This window comes from Chryseobacterium formosense (genome assembly GCF_900116415.1).
Lineage (GTDB): Bacteria > Bacteroidota > Bacteroidia > Flavobacteriales > Weeksellaceae > Chryseobacterium > Chryseobacterium formosense.
The window spans coordinates 777784-795952 of record NZ_FPAP01000002.1; the positions used below are offsets into that span (position 1 = coordinate 777784).

The 18169-nt window shown below is 35.2% G+C and carries 18 protein-coding genes and 1 pseudogene; 8 read left to right on the forward strand and 11 right to left on the reverse strand.

What is annotated here, in order from left to right:
• Positions 1-515: 515 nt before the first annotated feature.
• From kduI to BM371_RS09840, 8 genes are all read left to right on the forward strand, one after another.
• Positions 516-1352 carry a 5-dehydro-4-deoxy-D-glucuronate isomerase gene (gene kduI / locus BM371_RS09805; protein WP_034673864.1) on the forward strand — a complete coding sequence of 279 codons (837 nt, stop codon included), beginning with the start codon at positions 516-518 and terminating at the stop codon, positions 1350-1352.
• An 8-nt stretch (positions 1353-1360) separates the two neighbouring features.
• Positions 1361-2143 (forward strand): gluconate 5-dehydrogenase, encoded by a 783-nt coding sequence (locus tag BM371_RS09810; protein WP_034673865.1) that lies wholly within the window; start codon positions 1361-1363, stop codon positions 2141-2143.
• A gap of 18 nt (positions 2144-2161) precedes the next feature.
• Entirely contained in the window at positions 2162-3559 is a 1398-nt protein-coding gene (uxaC, locus tag BM371_RS09815) for a glucuronate isomerase (protein WP_034673869.1), read from the forward strand.
• 323 nt (positions 3560-3882) lie between these two features.
• Positions 3883-4887: a sugar kinase gene (locus BM371_RS09820; protein WP_034673870.1), complete on the forward strand. Its 1005-nt coding sequence runs from the start codon at positions 3883-3885 to the stop codon at positions 4885-4887.
• 232 nt (positions 4888-5119) lie between these two features.
• Positions 5120-5779 carry a beta/alpha barrel domain-containing protein gene (locus BM371_RS09825; RefSeq protein ID WP_034673871.1) on the forward strand — a complete coding sequence of 220 codons (660 nt, stop codon included), beginning with the start codon at positions 5120-5122 and terminating at the stop codon, positions 5777-5779.
• Positions 5780-5930: 151 nt separating this feature from the next.
• Complete coding sequence (locus BM371_RS09830) at positions 5931-7466, forward strand: MFS transporter (protein WP_034673872.1); 1536 nt, start codon at positions 5931-5933, stop codon at positions 7464-7466.
• A 193-nt stretch (positions 7467-7659) separates the two neighbouring features.
• A complete protein-coding gene (locus BM371_RS09835) occupies positions 7660-9123 on the forward strand; it encodes a tagaturonate reductase (RefSeq protein ID WP_034673874.1) in 1464 nt (487 codons plus the stop codon).
• Positions 9124-9129: 6 nt separating this feature from the next.
• Entirely contained in the window at positions 9130-10749 is a 1620-nt protein-coding gene (locus BM371_RS09840; RefSeq protein ID WP_034673877.1) for a UxaA family hydrolase, read from the forward strand.
• A 286-nt stretch (positions 10750-11035) separates the two neighbouring features.
• Here the strand turns inward: BM371_RS09840 and BM371_RS09845 are convergent, their stop codons facing one another.
• The 11 genes and pseudogenes from BM371_RS09845 to BM371_RS09890 all read right to left on the reverse strand — a co-directional run bounded on the left by BM371_RS09845 (position 11036) and on the right by BM371_RS09890 (position 18165).
• On the reverse strand, positions 11036-11380 hold the full coding sequence (locus BM371_RS09845; protein ID WP_074958672.1) for a hypothetical protein: 345 nt from the start codon (positions 11378-11380) through the stop codon (positions 11036-11038).
• 6 nt (positions 11381-11386) lie between these two features.
• Positions 11387-11653: a DUF6705 family protein gene (locus BM371_RS21000; protein ID WP_394334188.1), complete on the reverse strand. Its 267-nt coding sequence runs from the start codon at positions 11651-11653 to the stop codon at positions 11387-11389.
• Positions 11653-12327, reverse strand: coding sequence for a DUF6705 family protein (locus tag BM371_RS09850; RefSeq protein ID WP_316931457.1), 675 nt, complete (start codon positions 12325-12327; stop codon positions 11653-11655). Before BM371_RS09850 ends, BM371_RS21000 begins: the two co-directional genes overlap by 1 nt.
• Complete coding sequence (locus BM371_RS09855; RefSeq protein WP_131430882.1) at positions 12264-12920, reverse strand: hypothetical protein; 657 nt, start codon at positions 12918-12920, stop codon at positions 12264-12266. Before BM371_RS09855 ends, BM371_RS09850 begins: the two co-directional genes overlap by 64 nt.
• A 338-nt stretch (positions 12921-13258) precedes the next feature.
• Positions 13259-13678 carry a hypothetical protein gene (locus tag BM371_RS09860; protein WP_131430884.1) on the reverse strand — a complete coding sequence of 140 codons (420 nt, stop codon included), beginning with the start codon at positions 13676-13678 and terminating at the stop codon, positions 13259-13261.
• Positions 13679-13752: 74 nt separating this feature from the next.
• Positions 13753-14082, reverse strand: a pseudogene (locus BM371_RS09865) (DUF6705 family protein); the annotation flags it as partial.
• Complete coding sequence (locus BM371_RS21005) at positions 14061-14327, reverse strand: DUF6705 family protein (protein ID WP_034673891.1); 267 nt, start codon at positions 14325-14327, stop codon at positions 14061-14063. The pseudogene BM371_RS09865 and the gene BM371_RS21005, both read right to left, overlap by 22 nt.
• Before the next feature lie 17 nt (positions 14328-14344).
• Positions 14345-15115, reverse strand: a complete 771-nt coding sequence (locus BM371_RS09875) for a hypothetical protein (RefSeq protein ID WP_131430886.1) — start codon at positions 15113-15115, stop codon at positions 14345-14347.
• Between the two features lie 253 nt (positions 15116-15368).
• Entirely contained in the window at positions 15369-15986 is a 618-nt protein-coding gene (locus BM371_RS09880; protein ID WP_034673894.1) for a DUF6705 family protein, read from the reverse strand.
• A gap of 1 nt (position 15987) precedes the next feature.
• On the reverse strand, positions 15988-16608 hold the full coding sequence (locus BM371_RS09885; RefSeq protein ID WP_316931458.1) for a DUF6705 family protein: 621 nt from the start codon (positions 16606-16608) through the stop codon (positions 15988-15990).
• A gap of 12 nt (positions 16609-16620) precedes the next feature.
• A complete protein-coding gene (locus tag BM371_RS09890) occupies positions 16621-18165 on the reverse strand; it encodes a hypothetical protein (RefSeq protein WP_034673897.1) in 1545 nt (514 codons plus the stop codon).
• Between the last annotated feature and the right edge of the window lie 4 nt (positions 18166-18169).

The following is an 18169-nucleotide window of genomic DNA, read 5'->3' on the forward strand; positions in this document are numbered from 1 at the left end:
GTTTCGAAAATCTATTTTTTTTGTTTAATTTTCATTTTTTTTATTCGAAAAAATTCCCAAAAACTATAACCAAAAACTAAATTTGTATTAAAAGTGTGATTTTTATCATCTTTTTTGTAGCTTAAAACTTGTGTATTTTATAAATGATAAAAAAATAGCTAAAACGTCAAACTATTTTCATTTTATATTATATATGATTATATAAATGATATTTGGGACAGTCAGAGTCAAATTATTGGCATGATTTTATTTTAATGGATGCTTTGCACTAAATTTAGGTGAAAATATGCTGCAATTTCTACTTGTAAAGTATAAGTTATAAAAATATTTTTAATTTTATTAATCTGTAAATCAATGTTTTGTAAATTTAAATTAAATTTTTGTTAACAGGTTAAATATAATTTCTATATTAGACCACAAGTATTTCTGTAAAATTTTAGTGTAATTTTATGCAATCGATTACGCAATGTTTAACAGGTTTTTTAAAACCATAATTTAAGTTTAAAATCTAAAGTATGACAAAATCAGAATTTCGATACGCCCATCATCCGGAAGATGTAAAAAAATATACAACTGAAGACTTGAGAAGGGAGTTTTTGATGGATGGTTTATTTAATGAAGATCAGATCAATGTAGTATATTCTATGTATGATAGAATGATTGTTGGTGGTGTAATGCCTGTAAAAAGTGCATTAAAGCTGGAACCGACAGATGATCTAAAAGCTGAAAATTTCTTAGACAGAAGAGAATTGGGAATCATCAATGTAGGGGCAGCCGGAAAGGTGACCGTTGATGGTGAAGTTTTCGAACTGGGAAATAAGGAAGCTTTATATATCGGAAAAGGAGCAAAAGATGTTGTTTTTGAAAACGGAAATGAAGGTCAGACTTTATTTTATTTCAATTCTGCGCCGGCTCATCATTCTTATCCTACAAAGAAAATTACCAAGAACGAAGCTGAAATTGTAGAATTGGGCGAAACAAAATACGCAAATAGAAGAACAATCAATAAACTAATTGTAAATAGCGTATTAGAAACTTGCCAGCTGCAAATGGGTATGACCGAATTGCACGAAGGAAGTGTTTGGAACACGATGCCTTCTCATACGCACACCAGAAGAATGGAGGCTTATTTCTATTTTGATCTGGAGGAAGGTCAGGCGGTAAGTCATTTTTTGGGACAACCGAACGAAACCCGTCATATTTTTATGAAAAACAATGAAGCGGTATTGTCTCCGGAATGGTCGATTCACTCAGGGGTTGGAACTTCCAACTACACATTTATCTGGGGAATGGCAGGAGAAAATATGGATTATGGCGACATGGACGCTGTTAAAACTAACGAACTAAAGTAATTTTCTACATGAATTTATTCGATTTATCCGGTAAAGTTGCCGTTGTTACAGGCGGAACTCACGGATTAGGAATGGCAATGGCAGAAGGTCTTGCCGCTGCAGGTGCTGAACTGGCAATCACAAGTACAACACCGTCAAAATTAGACGAAGCGCTGGAATATTATCATTCTAAAGGATACAAAGCAACTGGCTATATTTTTGACGTAACCGACGAACTGGAAGCCGCTCAGAAGGTAGCCCTAATGGAAGCTACTCATGGAAAAATAGACATCCTTGTCAACAATGCAGGAATCATCAAACGTATTCCGGCGGTTGATATGGAAGTGGAAGACTTTAGAAAAGTAATCGATGTAGATCTTACCGGGCCTTTCATCATGTCCAAATTAATTGGAAAGCACATGATCAAAAGAAAAGCTGGGAAAATCATCAATATTTGCTCAATGATGAGTGAGCTGGGTCGTGATAATGTAGTAGCGTACGCTTCTGCAAAAGGCGGACTGAAAATGCTTACCAAAAATTTAGCAACAGAGTGGGCGAAACACAATATTCAGGTAAACGGAATCGGTCCCGGATATTTTGCAACGTCTCAAACAGAACCAATAAGAGTGGACGGAAATCCGTTCAACGATTTTATCATCAGCAGAACTCCGGAAGGGAGATGGGGTAATCCTGAAGATCTTGCAGGAACGGCTATTTTCTTAGCTTCAGACGCAAGTAAGTTCATCAACGGACAGATTATTTACGTTGATGGCGGGATTTTAGCAACCATCGGCAAGCCTTCAAACGAGTAACGCAAGAATTTTACAAAAATGAAATCTTTTATTACAGATAACTTTTTATTACAGAATAAATACGCTGAAGAATTATACTTCAACTACGCAGAAAAGCAGCCGATTATTGATTATCACAATCATTTGATTCCTAAAGATATTGCAGAAAACACAGTTTTTGAAAATATTTCAAAGGTTTGGATTGCTGGTGACCACTACAAATGGAGAGCAATGCGTACCATGGGCGTGAACGAAAAATTTATTACCGGAGATGCTTCAGATAAAGAAAAATTCGAGGCTTGGGCTAAAACAGTTCCGTATACGTTGAGAAATCCGTTGTATCACTGGACGCATTTAGAACTAAAAAGATATTTCGGAATTGATGAATTGTTAAATGAAAACAACGCTTCAGAAATTTACGACAACATCAGCGCTCAGCTTCAGACTCCGGAAAAATCGACAAGAGGTTTATTGGAAATGATGAATGTAGAATCTCTGTGCACGACGGAAGATCCTACCGATATTCTGAATTACCATCAGGATTTGGCAAAAAGCGACTGGAAAGTAAAAGTAAGCACAGCATTTCGTCCCGATAAGGCGATTTTAATTGAGAACCACAACTTCGCAGATTATATTGCTAAATTAGGCGAATCGGCAGGAATTGAAATCAATTCTTACCAGACTTTATGCGATGCTTTGCTGAAAAGAATCGAATATTTCCACGAAAACGGATGCAGATTGTGCGACCACGGATTAAACAATATTTCTTTCGAAGAGGCTACCGAAGCAGAAGTTTCAACAATTTTTGCTGATAAATTAGCTGGAAAAGTTATTGCTGAGAAGCAAGTAAATCAATTTAAAACAGCCATTCTTTTATTCTTAGGAGAAGCTTACCACAAATTTGGTTGGGTACAGCAGTTCCACTTGGGAGCGTTGAGAAACAACAACGAAAGAATGCACAGAATTTTGGGGCCGGATACGGGTTGGGATTCTATCGGTGACTTCGTTCAGGCTGAAACTTTGTCTAAATTATTAAACGCTTTAGACGGAAAAGATAAATTAACGAAGACCATTTTATACAACTTAAATCCTGCCGACAACGAAATTTTCGCAACCATGATTGGGAATTTCAATGATGGAAGTATCAAAGGAAAAGTACAGTTCGGTTCAGGATGGTGGTTTTTAGACCAGAAAGACGGGATGATCAAGCAGATGAATGCCCTTTCAAACATGGGATTAATCAGCTGTTTCGTTGGGATGTTAACAGATTCCAGAAGTTTCTTATCTTTCCCGAGACACGAATATTTCAGAAGAGTGCTTTGTAATTTATTCGGAGAAGAAATGAAAAACGGTGAATTACCGGACGATATGGAACTTATTGGAAAAACAATTTCCGATATCTGTTACAATAATGCTAAAAATTATTTCGATTTTTAAATTTAAATAAAATTAATCTCTCGCAGATTGAGTAAATTTTGCAGATTTAAAATGATCTGCGTCATCAGCTAAATCTGCGAGAGATTCAAAATATTTTTAAACCATTAAGGAAATTAAATTATTAAGTTTAAGTCTAAGATTTAGTAAGCATCATGCTTAAAGCATAGCTCAACTTAAAAAATCTTCAAATCTTCAAAACCTTAATGGTTTAAAAAATTCAAAAAAAAGATTATTTTTAACTTAAACTTATTGATCTTTAATTTTCAATATATTCAACTTCAAATCTTTTGTGCCTTTTGTGGTTTAAAAGTGAACTAAAAGTTATGGGTAAAATACTTACTTTCGGTGAAATCATCATGCGACTTTCGCCTCCCGGAAACAGAACCATGAAGCAAAGCCATGAAATGGAATTTTTCTTCGGCGGAACTGAGCTCAATGTCGCTTCTTCATTGGCAACAATGGGTTGCGAAGTGAAACACGTAAGCTCTGTTTCAGATGATTTTGTTGGAGAATCGGCGCTTTCTTTTGTAAAAAGTTTCGGAATTGACACCAATTTTATTTCTAAAAATGAGCATCCTTTAGGGTTGTACTTTTTAGAAGTGGGATCATCGGTTCGGGCAAGCAGAATTGCTTACAACAGACTGAACGGTTCTTTTGCCAACATCGAATCAGAGAAAATCGACTGGAAAAAAGCTTTGGAAAGTTGTGATTATTTTCACTGGACAGGAATCAGCCCAGGAATTTCAGAATCAGCTTACGAAACTTTAAAAGAAGGTTTATTGACCGCCCGTGAAATGGGAATTGAAGTGACCACCGATCCGGCTTACCGTTCCAATCTTTGGAAATATGGCAAAAATGGAAACGAAGTTTTGAAAGAATTGGTTTCTTTATCAACCATTTTCATCGGTGGTGTAAATGAAATCAACGAAATCTTAGGAACACAGTTTTCATCAGATAAAAATGGATTTTTGGAAGCTTGTAAAGAGTTAAAAAATCAATGTACATCAATCCACAAAATTTTCGACAAAATAAGAATTGGTGTTACGGCGAGTTCTCAACAAACTCAGGGAAGAGCTTTAGTCAACGGAAATTATTTTGAAACTAAATTTTTAGAAATTGACAATGTAGTTGACAGAATCGGAACGGGTGACGCTTTTGCAGCAGGTTTAATTTATGGTTTAAAAAATTTCGACGACGAAAAAGCATTAAACTTCGCCAACGTAGCTTGCGCCATTAAACACACTATTTTAGGCGATATCAACTATTGCAGCGCACAAGACATCCTCGAAGTAATGGCCGGAAATTCCGGAGGAAGAATAAAAAGGTAGTTGGTTTGGCTAATGGCTTTTAATAACTAAAATAAACTAAAAACGTTTGTGTTTTTGGCTGAGTGAAACGCCTTTGCGAACTTAAAAATATATATCAAGGTTTAAAAAGGAAATCTTTGCGGACTTTGCGTTAAAAACAGAAGATTAATATAAAAGTCTTTAAAGGAACAGCACACTAAAGGATGCATTTCATCCCATCAAAAATTATTTTTAAACGAGATAATTCGACAAAATGACAAAAATTCAAACCGTTACCAACGCCATCATCAATCAGGGGATTTTACCCCTGTATTACAATGCTGATGAAACGGTAACTATAGACATATTGAAATCGCTTTACAAAGCAGGAATTCGTGCGGTGGAATACACAAGCCGTGGTGAAGCTGCATTAAGTAATTTCACAAAAATGGTAGAAATCCGTAATGCGGAAATGCCGGAAATGCTTTTAGGAATCGGAACGATTAAAAATCTACAACAGGCTGAAGAATATTACAAAGTTGGGGCAGATTTCTTTATCAGTCCCGGTTTTGTGGCGGAAGTTGCAGAATTTTTAATTCCAAAAGATGTATTGTACAGTCCGGGTTGTATGACACCGACTGAAATTATCACAGCTGAAGCCGCAGGAGTAACGTTTATCAAATTATTCCCTGGAAATGCTTTGGGTGCAGGATTTATGAGTGCGATTAAAGATGTTTTCCCAAATCTGAAATTTATGCCAACTGGCGGAGTAGATACAACGAAAGAAAGCATCGAAAGCTGGTTCAAAGCAGGAGTTTCGGCAGTGGGAATGGGAAGCAAATTGGTGAGTAAAGATTTGATGGCTGCCAAAGATTACACAACCATTGAAAATGAAACGAAGAAAGTTCTGGAAATTATCCAAGCTTTAAAATAATAATGAAGAAGTTATAACGCAAATAAAAAGACTTTGAGAGCTTAGCTGAGTGAAACGCCTTTGCGAACTTAAAAACAGTTAGTAGTCAAAAAATCTTTGCAAACTTTGCGTTAAAAATATTTTTAAACAAATAACTAAATTCTAAACAAGTATGAGTTCGGTTAAGTCTCTTAAACCAAGTACATTCAGATGGACGATATGTTCGTTACTGTTCATTGCCACGACCATCAATTATTTGGATCGTCAGGTTTTATCATTAACGTGGAAAGATTTTATTGCTCCGGAATTTCACTGGAACAATAATGATTACGGAAATATTACCGCATTATTTTCCATTTTCTATGCAGTAGGAATGCTTTTCGCAGGAAAATTCGTAGACTGGATGGATACCAAAAAAGGTTTCCTTTGGGCAATCGGAGTTTGGTCTGTAGGTGCTGTTTTACATGCATTTTGCGGAATTGCAACCGCTGGAATCCTTACCGGAGACTGGTTTGCAGGTTTCCACGGTTCTAAAGAATTAATTGGAACGGTTTCTAATACAGGTGCAATTATCAGCACGAGTGTAACACTGTTCATATTTGCACGTTTTGTGTTGGCAATTGGGGAAGCTGGAAATTTCCCGGCAGCGATTAAAACCACCGCTGAATATTTTCCTAAAAAAGACAGAGCTTTATCCACAAGTATCTGGAATGCAGGAGCTACGGTTGGAGCTTTGGCAGCACCAATTACAATTCCATTCATTGCAAAATCAATGGGTTGGGAATGGGCGTTCATCATCATCGGAGCGTTAGGATTTGTTTGGATGGGACTTTGGGTTTTCTATTACAAAAAACCCCACGAGCATCATAAAGTAAACGAACATGAGCTGACTTATATCAATCAAGATCAGGAAGATGCGGTTGTCGAAGAAAATGCTGTTCAGACGGAAGAAAAAAAATTCACGTTCAAAGAATGTTTTAGCTACAGACAGACTTGGGCATTTGCTTTTGGGAAATTCATGACAGACGGTGTTTGGTGGTTCTTTTTATTCTGGACTCCGGCTTATTTAAGCTCCGTTTACGGAATGGATTCCACACAAAGCGCATTGCCGTTATTCGTATTGTACATGATAACTCTACTTTCGATTATTGGAGGCTGGCTTCCAAAATATTTTGTAGAAAAGAAAGGAATGAACGCGTATTCAGGAAGAATGAAAGCTATGTTGATTTTCGCATTTTTTCCATTACTGGCTTTATTGGCACAACCTTTAGGTTCAGCAACCTATTGGATTCCGGTTTTAATCATCGGAATTGCAGGGGCAGCACACCAAGCTTGGTCGGCAAATATATTCTCAACCGTAGGCGATATGTTCCCGAAAAAAGCCATCGCAACCATCACCGGAATTGGCGGAATGGCAGGAGGAATCGGATCGTTTATCATTAATAAATCTTCAGGAGTTTTATTCGATCATGCTCACAAAGCTTGGTCAACAGTTGACGGAGTTCCTTTGTTGGAAAAATATCCTCAATACATCAATGAAAGATTACCGGACGGATTCTTCGAACAATTGGAAAAATCAGGAGCTGTAGTTGTAGACGGAATTGACAAAGGATACATGATTATTTTTTCAGTCTGTGCAGTTGCTTATCTTATTGCGTGGGTTGTAATGAAATCATTGGTTCCTAAATATAAGGTGATCAATAAATAGAATTTAAATTTTAAAAAAATCATTCTTAAAGGTTTTTTAGAAAATAAAATTTTAAACAGACTAAAATAGATAAAAAGCAAACTGGTTTTATATTGCTCTTAGCTGAGTGAAACGCCTTTGCGAACGAAAAGTATACAGCATTTTGTCCAAAAAACCTTTGCGGACTTTGCATTAAAAAATCATCAACAAGAAGATGGAAAATCAGACAAAACAACAATTAAACCGCCAAAACAGCGGACTCAATACAAAATTACCAATCAAAATCGTACAGTTCGGAGGAGGAAACTTCATGCGAGGATTTACAGATTATGTGATTGATAAATTAAACAAAGAAGCAGATTTCACCGCAGGAATTGTCAACATACAGCCTACACCAAACGGTTCGGTTCACAAACTGGAAGAACAGGGAAATTTGTACACTTTATTCTCAAGAGGAATTAAAAAAGGTGAAATCGTTGATGAAAAATGTGTGATTTCGGCAATTCAGAAATCAATTAATCCTTATACAGATTATAACAGCTTTTTGGATTTGGCTAAAGAAGAGGAACTCGAATTTGTATTTTCAAATACAACCGAAACCGGAATTGCTTACGACGAAACTGAAAATACCTACGAAGGTTCGCACAAAAATTTCCCAGCGAAAGTAGCGGTTTTACTTCATGAAAGATACAAGCATTTCAACGGAGCAGCAGATAAAGGGTTAAGAATTATTCCTTGTGAACTGATTGAAGATAATGCTTTTGTTTTAAAAGGTATTATTTTAAAATATGCAAAACTTTGGAATTTAGAAGAAGATTTTGTGCAATGGATTGAACAAAGTAATTACTTTCATAACACGTTGGTAGACAGAATTGTTCCGGGTTATCCAAAAGATGACGCTGCGACGTATGAAGATCAGTTGGATTATGAAGATCCGATGATGGTGGTTTCTGAAACATTCCTTTTATGGGTGATTCAGGGAGGTGAAGATTTAAAGCAGAGAATCCCTTTCGATCAAATCAACGAACAGATCTTGGTGGTGGATGATATTCAGCCATACCGTTTGAGAAAAGTGAGAATTCTGAATGGCGGACATACATTGATGTTGGCTCCGGCCATTTTAGCAGGAAAAGAAATCGTAAAAGAAGCAATCGATGACCAGTTTATCGGAACTTTTTTAAGCGAATCTATATTTAATGAAGTCAATCAGACTTTAGGTTTAGATGAAACTGAACTGAAAGAGTTTGCGGAAGAAGTTTTCGACCGATTCAGAAATCCTTTCATCAAGCATCATCTGGCAAGCATCGCTTTATATTTTGTTTCTAAATTTAAAGTAAGAGTGGTTCCGAGTTTGTTGACGTATGTTGAAAGAAATAACAAACTGCCACTGAATTTAACATTCTCGCTGGCAAGTTTAATCAGATTCTATCAGGGAAGTTTTGGTGAAAAATCTCTTCCTCTGAATGACGAAGAAGCCATCGTAAACAGATTCAGAGAAATCTGGAAAAACGAAGATTACGAAGTTGTTTCAGAACAAGCGTTGAGCGAAAAACTGTTCTGGGATACCGACCTTACACAGGTTGAAGGCCTGAAAGCCGCAGTAGCAAAAGCATTGTACGAAATCGATCACAATGACATGGAAACTGCCTACAAAAATTTTATTCAATTTTATTCTTAAAAAATCATGCAAAAGAAAGTACTGAAAGTAAATCCTAAAGACAACGTTATTGTAGCGTTGATGGATTTGCCTGCCGGAGAATCGGTGCACTTAGACGGTACAGATTATACGATTCTTAAAGATATTAAAGCAAAACATAAATTCGCTGCCGTAGATTTTGAGGATGGCGACCATATCATCATGTATGGCGTGATCGTTGGAAAAGCCAACCAATCCATCAGACAGGGCGAAGTAATTACCACCGAAAACGTAAAGCACCAAAGTGCAAAAGTAGTCGGCAAAACCGAAACTTTAGGCTGGACACCACCTAACGTGGACAAGTGGAAAGACCGTACCTTCATGGGGTATCACCGTGAAGACGGACAGGTAGGAACAGAAAATGTATGGTTATTTTTCCCTTTGGTATTCTGTGAAAACAAGAATATCGAAACACTGAAGGATATTTTCGAAAAAGAACTGCTTCACGATAAAGCCAGCAAACATCAATTGTTACTGCGTTCGTTACTGAATGGCGGTGCCACTGCTGATGTTGCGGTGGAAGAGGAAGAACCGGATACAAGAGTATTTAAAAATATAGACGTTAGATTCATCACGCACCAAGGTGGCTGTGGCGGAATTCGTCAGGATGCTGAAGCATTGGGAAGACTGTTCGCAGGATATGTCAACAACCCGAATGTTGCGGGAGCTACGGTTCTTAGCTTAGGCTGCCAGAATCTTCAGGTGCAGATTTTCATGGATGCACTTCACGCTTTGGCTCCGAATAACAAAAAACCGATTGTCGTTTACGAACAGCAAAAATCAGGAACGATTGATGAAATGCTGACTGGCGTTATCAAAGATTCTTATGAAGGCATTAAACAAGCTAACAATATTGAAAGAAAACCTGCACCCATCACAAAACTGAACATTGGTTTAGAATGTGGTGGTTCAGACGGTTTCTCAGGAATTTCTGCCAACCCAGTTTTAGGCGAAGTTTCTGATATTATGGCGGCAGTGGGCGGAACAACCATGTTGGCCGAATTCCCTGAATTGTGTGGAGTAGAGCAAGAACTGGTGAACCGTTGCATCAACGATGAAGACGGTGTAAAATTCCTGAAGCTGATGAAAGATTTTGAAGCCTCTGTGGTTGCGGCAGGATCAGGATTTGATATGAATCCGTCTCCCGGAAACATCAAAGACGGTTTAATTACCGATGCCATGAAATCTGCAGGAGCTGCCAAAAAAGGCGGGGCTGCACCAATTGTAGAAGTTCTCGATTTTACAGAATATGCCACAAAACCAGGTCTGAATCTTTTGTGTACTCCCGGAAATGATGCCGAATGTACAACGGCTTTAGTTGGTTCAGGTGCAACAGTTGTACTTTTCACTACAGGTCTTGGAACTCCGATGGGAAATCCTATTTCGCCGGTTGTGAAGATTTCTTCCAACACGGTTTTGGCAGAAAAAATGTCAGACATTATTGATTTTAATGCAGGTACCGTAATCAGCGGAGAAAAAACAATTCCCGAAGCCGCAGATGAACTTCTGGAACTCATCATCAACGTAGCCAGCGGCAAAGTAAAAACCAAGGCTGACGTTCTGAATCAGAATGATTTCATTCCATGGAGACGAGGAGTCTCTCTGTAATGGGTTAATTATATTAAATATTAGGGTTGAAAATGCTTCTTGCTTCGGTGAGGGGCATTTTCTTTTGTTGATAATAATAAAAATTAAAAAAATCCGCTTCATTTGTGAGACGGATTAATTTACTAATTCAACCTTATTGGGAATCTCAAAATGTAGTTTTCCGACATAAAAACTAGCATGATTTCCTTTAAAAGAATTTAATCCGTTCTAGTATATTTTTATTGTGGGTGTTTCTTCTTGACTCCAAAATTGATATTCTCTTTCTAATTGTATATTTAAAAAAGTTTTAATCATCAATGTGATACCGAGAAAGCTCAATTTCATTAGGCAGTAAACATAATGGTTCATTTTCCATGGCAGAATGTTTACAAGAAAAATAAATTTTGTTCAATTTAATTTTTATTTTATCATCAATATTGTTATAATAAATATCTGCATAAAAATATTTCAGATTAGTATCTCTCAATTGTCCTCCTAAAGAATTTTCATCTGCTCCCATCATAAAACTCCCATATTGATCCTTTTCTTTTTTATCTTTTTGGTAAAATGTATTGATAGGCGGAGCATTTAGGTTATCAATAAGAACAATATTATCTTTTATTATTTTAAAAGTAGAAATCATTCTATCCATATACCATCAATAGTAGCTTTTATTATCTTCTGATGTGAAAAGAAATTGAACTTTCTGAAGTTTTAATATAAAAAACAAGTCATTTTCTTTATAATACCAAGTTCCAATATATGGATTATATTTACCTTCTCTATCTTCAAAATAATCCCCTCTCTTTAAATCTTTATTTATATACCATTTACTATATTCAAAAACCCTTTTTATAGGAAATTTTTTGTCCAGTAATACAACTGTAAAAGAAAATAAATAATAAGAAAATATTTTTTTGCATATTACTGTTTTGTAAGAATCATCTCCATCGGGAACGTACTTCCTCCTTGTGGCATTTCAGCAGGAACCTGTACACCTGTCTTTTTATAGATTATTATACTGTGTTCCCTTTCATACATATTCATTTTGATTTGGGTTGAGGACAGACTTTCCAAGATCACCTCAAAACTTTTGTATTTTTTGTAATCTTCAAAGGCAATAGATGCTATTTGAGAGTGACAGTTTAATATAAACATAACTTTCATTCCATAATCACTTGATAAATTGTTATCAGAAGAAGTATCAGCTATTATAATCCCGTTTTCTTTATAAATATAATACCCCACTAAACGATCTCGATAATAATCATTATTTCCGATTTCATGGTAATGATGTTTTACCTGTTTTATCAATGTTAGGAGGAATTCTTTATTTCCACTTGTCCATTTCCAAGTCCCTACGTAGTTATCCATAATGTTATTAAGATCCTTTCTATAATAGTCTCCTGAGCTACGGTCAAAGTAAGAATCACAATCTGTAGAATTTACAATATGGCTTTGTGCTTTGCATTGCACAGACAAAAATATAATAGTTGATAATAAGAATATTTTTTTCATAAGAATTGTTTTAAATATTAAGGTTGAGGACATGGAATTTTCTGTATGGTTCCGTCTGGATTTAGTGTTAATTTCTTCCATTGACTGTTTTCATACTGATACAAAAATACTGAATTTCCACTGCCAAAGTCTTTAGTGTTGAGTACTTTCATCAGCATCTTTTCTGCCATATCTGCGGTATAGTTTTGCTTTGTATTGAGTTTCCCCTCTGTTTCATATATTTCTAAAACGGTTTTCTCTGCTAATGCTACTCCTTGCTTAGTGTCTAAATCTAATCCGTAAAAAAGGGTATCTAATGCCGTGAGATCCTGCATCCTTAACGCATAAGATGTACCATTGTAATTAAACAAAAACATAGAGAACTCATTCTTACGGAAAGGCTCTAAAAGTTTATAGTGTTTGTAGAAAGTAACCATATCCGGATAAGAAAAAATAGGAAGACCTGAAGGATGATTGTGCATTCCCGCTATATCATAGCTGCCTATAGGATTTTCGCTTCTCATGGTGCCATCAGCCTGATAGTTTGGCGAGCTTTGGGTAATGGAATATGATATTTTCCCCTTGAATTTCTCTACAATTACACTTGTTTCGTGTACATCATGGTCTATGGTTACCCTCTTTTTAATACTGTCCATTTTATGTTTAATTGCAGGATCATCGGTTTTTTCTTTCAACCTTTCGCAATCTGTTTTAGGTTCTTCTATAGGTACATTCGGCAAGGTAGGCAAGCCAATAGCACACCCATTTTCGTCAACCATTCCTGATGAGGGTTGTGTAGGGTCTGTAGGTATTTGTACAAACTGTTCGGGAGTGTAGCCTATTCCTAAGCAAAAAACCTCTTTTCAGAGGTTTAATACTTCTTATGGCTTTGTTAGAATAATTTCTTCAGGTAAAGGCTGCGGAATTCCTGTATCATAATATGGGCAATTTACTGTTTCTATTTCATTATGAAAATAATATTCTAAATTCTATATTGTTTCGATATTATTTGTGAAGTTAATTTACTCAATTTTTAATCGTCCAGTTCTTCTATTTTTACTCTCCCGGCTTGATAAATTAGTTTAGCTGCATGGTAAAAATACTTTTTATGATTATATTTATCCATTTTAGAAAAACAATAGGCAAAATAATTTTCCTTTTTATTATTTCTAAAAATAGTAATTGAAGTACCATCTCCATCCAAACAAGTTGTCACTAAAGTATCTTTGGCATTATCTGAGAGTGGATATAAAACTTTTGAATCAATCTTTAAAACGGCATCTTTTATAGTTTCATATTCTCTTCTTGACAGTTTTCGGTTGTAATATTCATTTTTACTTTCCACAGCCACTCTCATTTTTGAATTCTTAATCTTTTTTATAGGTTGAATGGTTATTCTAATTGTATTACCAATTATTATTGAATTAGAGTGTACAAGCTCAATCCTTTCCAAATGATTTTGAGAAAAACAATATGTGTAAGTGAACAGACACAAAAAAAATAATGTATTTACAATTTTCATATTCATTACTGCTTAGTAAAAACCATATCCAACGGAAAAGTAGAGCCTGTATATAAAGTTCTCGGTTTTGTAGGGCTTACATAAGAACTGTGTTGATCTATCTTACCTTTAAATCTCATCTGGGTTGGGGAAAGTTTTTCCAGCCTTACGGTGATCATTTTTTCCTTTTTAACGTCTATAAACATTGCTGTTCCTACTAATTGAGTGTCACATTCAGTACTAAATGAAACATTTAGACCAAAATCACTTTGAAGATCATCCCCCGATGTATCCGCTATCACCACTCCATTTTCTTTATAAATATAATATCCTACTAATCGATCTTTATAATAGTTATAAGTATGTTGTAATGAAACTTTGTCTGTTTAATTAAAACTAAAGTCATTTCTTTGTTTCCAGAAAACCATTTCCAAGTACCAACATATTGAGGGTAGATATTGCTAATATCTTTTAGGTATGTATTTCCATCTGAATCATTATAATCTGTATAATTACATCTTTCAACTAAATCGATAATATTTGTTTGTCCTTTACAAGATAAAGTGAAAACTGTTATTATTAATAAAACTATCTTATTCATAATGTTAATTTTTGAATTTATAAAGGACAATCATCTTGTCCAACTGTTCCATCAAGGTTTAATTTAAGTTTTGCCCAACGCTTAGTGGTTTTATCTTTACGATACAAATGTACACCGTTTCCACTTCCAATTTTAGGATCATTAAGGACTTTCATTAGTATTTTTAAAGCTTCAACTTCTGTATAATCTTTATATTTATCAAATCCTTTTTTTTCATATATTTCATACAATAAATCATTAGCTTTTTTTTCTTGTTCTGTTGTAGGATCCGCCTCCGTACCCTGATTAAGACCTGCAAACAAAGCATCTAATGCTGTAGTGTCACTCATTCTAAACGCATATTCTATACCATTAAAATTGACCACATAGTTAATATAAGCATTTTTTCTTGCCGGAGCAGAAATTTTATATCCGACATAGAACGTAAGAATATCTCCAAACTGTGGTACCGGGAAAAAACCTTCATAGTGATTATGTGCTGCAAGAATATCCCAAGTTTGAAGTGCTATTTCTACTGCAACAGCCCCTGCAATACCCGTCTCTTTAGGTTGGGTAAAAACCTTATGTTTTAGTGCTGCGCCTCTCTTCGCTATAGTAATTCCTGTCTCATGATGATCCCTATTCGGTGTTGATAAGGCTACACGGCTTTTAAGACTATCAAGCTTAGTTTGAATGTATGGAGTTTCCGAATTTTCCTTCAGTACTTCGCATGGTGTTCTCTCGTCTATATCAATTGGGTTATTCGGTAAAGTAGGCAAACCAATAGCACACCCATTTTCGTCAACCATTCCTGTTGAGGGATTTGTAGGGACTTGTACGCATGGTGCAGGAATGAAGTAATTTCCCAATTCCTAAACAAAAAAACCTCTTTTCAGAGGTTTATGTTCTTATTGCTTTATCAACTCTACTTTATTAGGCAATTCAAAAGTAGGTTTCCCTACATAGAAACTATCAGGATTTCCTTTCGTTGAAATCATTCTGTTGTAATGAAATTTTTATTTGGGTGTTAATTTATAGAACTTTTAAAACGATAAACACATACTAATTATCACTTTTATACCGAGAAAGCTCAATTTCATTAGGTATTAAACATAATGGCTCATTTTGCATTGCAGAATATTTACAAGAAGAAATTTTGTTCAATTTAATTTTTATCTTATCATCAATGTTGTTATAATAAATATAGGCATAAAAATATTTCAGGTTGGTATCTCTCAATTGTCCTCCTAAAGAATTTTCATCTACTCCCATCATAAAACTACCATATTGATCCTTTTCTTTTTTATCTTTTTGGTAAGATGTGTTGATAGCCGGAGCATTTAGGTTATCAATAAGAACAATATTATCTTTTATTATTTTAAAAGTAGAAACCATTCTATCCATATACCACCAATAGTAGCTTTTATTATCTTTTGATGCGAAAAGAAATTGAACCTTCTGAAGTTTTAATATAAAAACCAAGTCATTTTCTTTATAATACCAAGTTCCAATATATGGATTGTATTTACCTTTTTTATCTTTAAAATAATCTCCTCTCTTTAAATCTTTTCCTTTAATTATATACCATTTACTATAATCAAAAGTTCTTTTTATAGGAAATTTTTGTCCTGCAATGTAACTGTAGAAAAAGATGAATAATATAAAAATATTCTTTTGCATATTATTGCTTTATCAACTCTACTTTGTTAGGTAATTCAAAAGTAGGTTTTCCTACATAGAAACTATCAGGATTTCCTCTGGTTGAAATCATTCCGTTGTAATATATTTTTATTGTATTGAAAGTTCCATTAACAGGATTTACAGGGTGTATCTCTGCATTAGTGGTTATATTCAATGGAATATCCTTTATTGAGCCTGTTAAATATAGTTCATTCATAAAATACGTAAGACTGAATGTTCCGTATTTTTTAGCATCGATACTACTTATATTCTCAAAACTTGTAATTATAGGCGCATTAAGGTTATCTACTATAACCGTCCCGTTTTTAATATATTTATAGGTGATTAAAAGCTCATCCGAATATGCTTTTCTTATATTCTCATAAAACATTGGTACTTTTTGAATCTTTAGAATCAAAGTTTTTTCACTTCCTTCATATTTCCAAGTGCCTATATAAGGATTAAGTTGATTATAGCTATCTTTTACATAATCTCCTTTTTGACGAAAATAATCTTCATTAAAGGTATCCTGAAATGTCAAAGTTCTTAAAATGGATTGTTGCTGTGCTTTGCACGAATAATTCATAAGTATCAGTGTAAATATTACGATATATCTTTTCATAGTTTTAATTTTTTAAATGCAGTTTGAAGTTTTTAAATCATCATTTTCATCGAGATAATGCTTCTTCCAATTCTTGAAATTCGCATCACTTTCATACAGATCAATTCCTGCTCCAACACCTGAATCTTTTATTAATTTTAATAAACCTTTTATTTGCTGTTTTTTAGTCATATTATATTTTATATCTTTTTCGAAAATAATATTAACATATTCTTCATTATTCTTTATATAATTAGCAAAATCAATAATAGCCTGTTTATTGGTAAGCTTTATGGCAAATGTACCTCTTTCGGAGGTTACATACATACCTAGTTCGTGAGTGGGTGCTGTTGAATTTTCTACCAATTGAGCTAAAGCATAAAAATCTGTCATAGAAAATACGCTAAGCGTTCTTAACGATGGAATACTCATTATATTAAGATGACAATGCATGAATCCTGTTATATTAGGCGCTCTATTCCAATCAAAATCTAATTTTACAAAAGAATTTCCATTAGAATCTACACCTCCAAAGGTCTTATTTCCATAATTAGGATTATCATTATACATCGTAATCCCAGCTTCAGCAAGACCATTTGCATCTTGTTTTAATTCCAGCATTTTGCTTTGAAATTCTGTATTTTCCCCCTTTATTGTAAGATCACCACATGGAGTTTGCGGTTTCACATTCGGCAAAGTAGGCAAGCCAATAGCACATCCGTTTTCGTCAACCATTCCCGATGAGGGCTGTGTAGGGTCTGTAGGTATCTGTATACAGGGTTGTGGGGTATTGTTTTCTGGTGGACAATCTGAGCATTCACCCCCTCCGCCGGTACTACCGCCTCCGCCAATAGGACCCGGGATTTGCTCGATCGTTTCATCTTTTACATCTGCGCAGGTGTAGCTGGATATGGTATAAGCCGAAGGCGGTGTGCCTCCCGGATTGGTAAGGTATTCGCAACTGTGAAAATTAGACCCGTCATGTGCACCCGAGCTGCAGGCAATCCAAATTGTTTCTGTTGTCCACCCGCAAGATAATCTTGCAAGCTGCCCATTCCCGTTAAAAGTTCCTGCCGTAAGCTCGGTAATGGTAGTATAGTCTCCGGAATAAAAATAATATCCTTTGCTGATGTTTTCCTTTTCCTGCGGGGTGAGATGATAGGTTACCAAAAACTCCCGGTAAGTACCATTAGCAAAAGGAACCAGTAAAAGATTTTCCAGAGGAGCATCTGCAGGTGCATTCTCTTTTTTAATATTAAAAGTGTAGGTATGAAAGTTTGGCCCGTTCTCTATGTAGATCACACTTTCTGTGTCTATGGAAACTCCGTTTCCATAATCTACCACTCTTCCGTTAACAAGGGATTTAGAGTTTTTGAAAGCTGTTTTTGCCTTTTCAAGTTCCGGAACTAAGATGCTTCTGTGCTTACTTTCATTTAAGGAAATCCTCTTCGAGGTAAGCTGAAATTTTGAGCTGTTGTTAAAAGTTTCCTTTTCTGGGAACTGGTCAGTTCTGCAGGAATACGTCGAGAGAGCGACCAAAAATATCAGGCAGAGCCTGAGAAATAGATTTCTTTTCATAAAC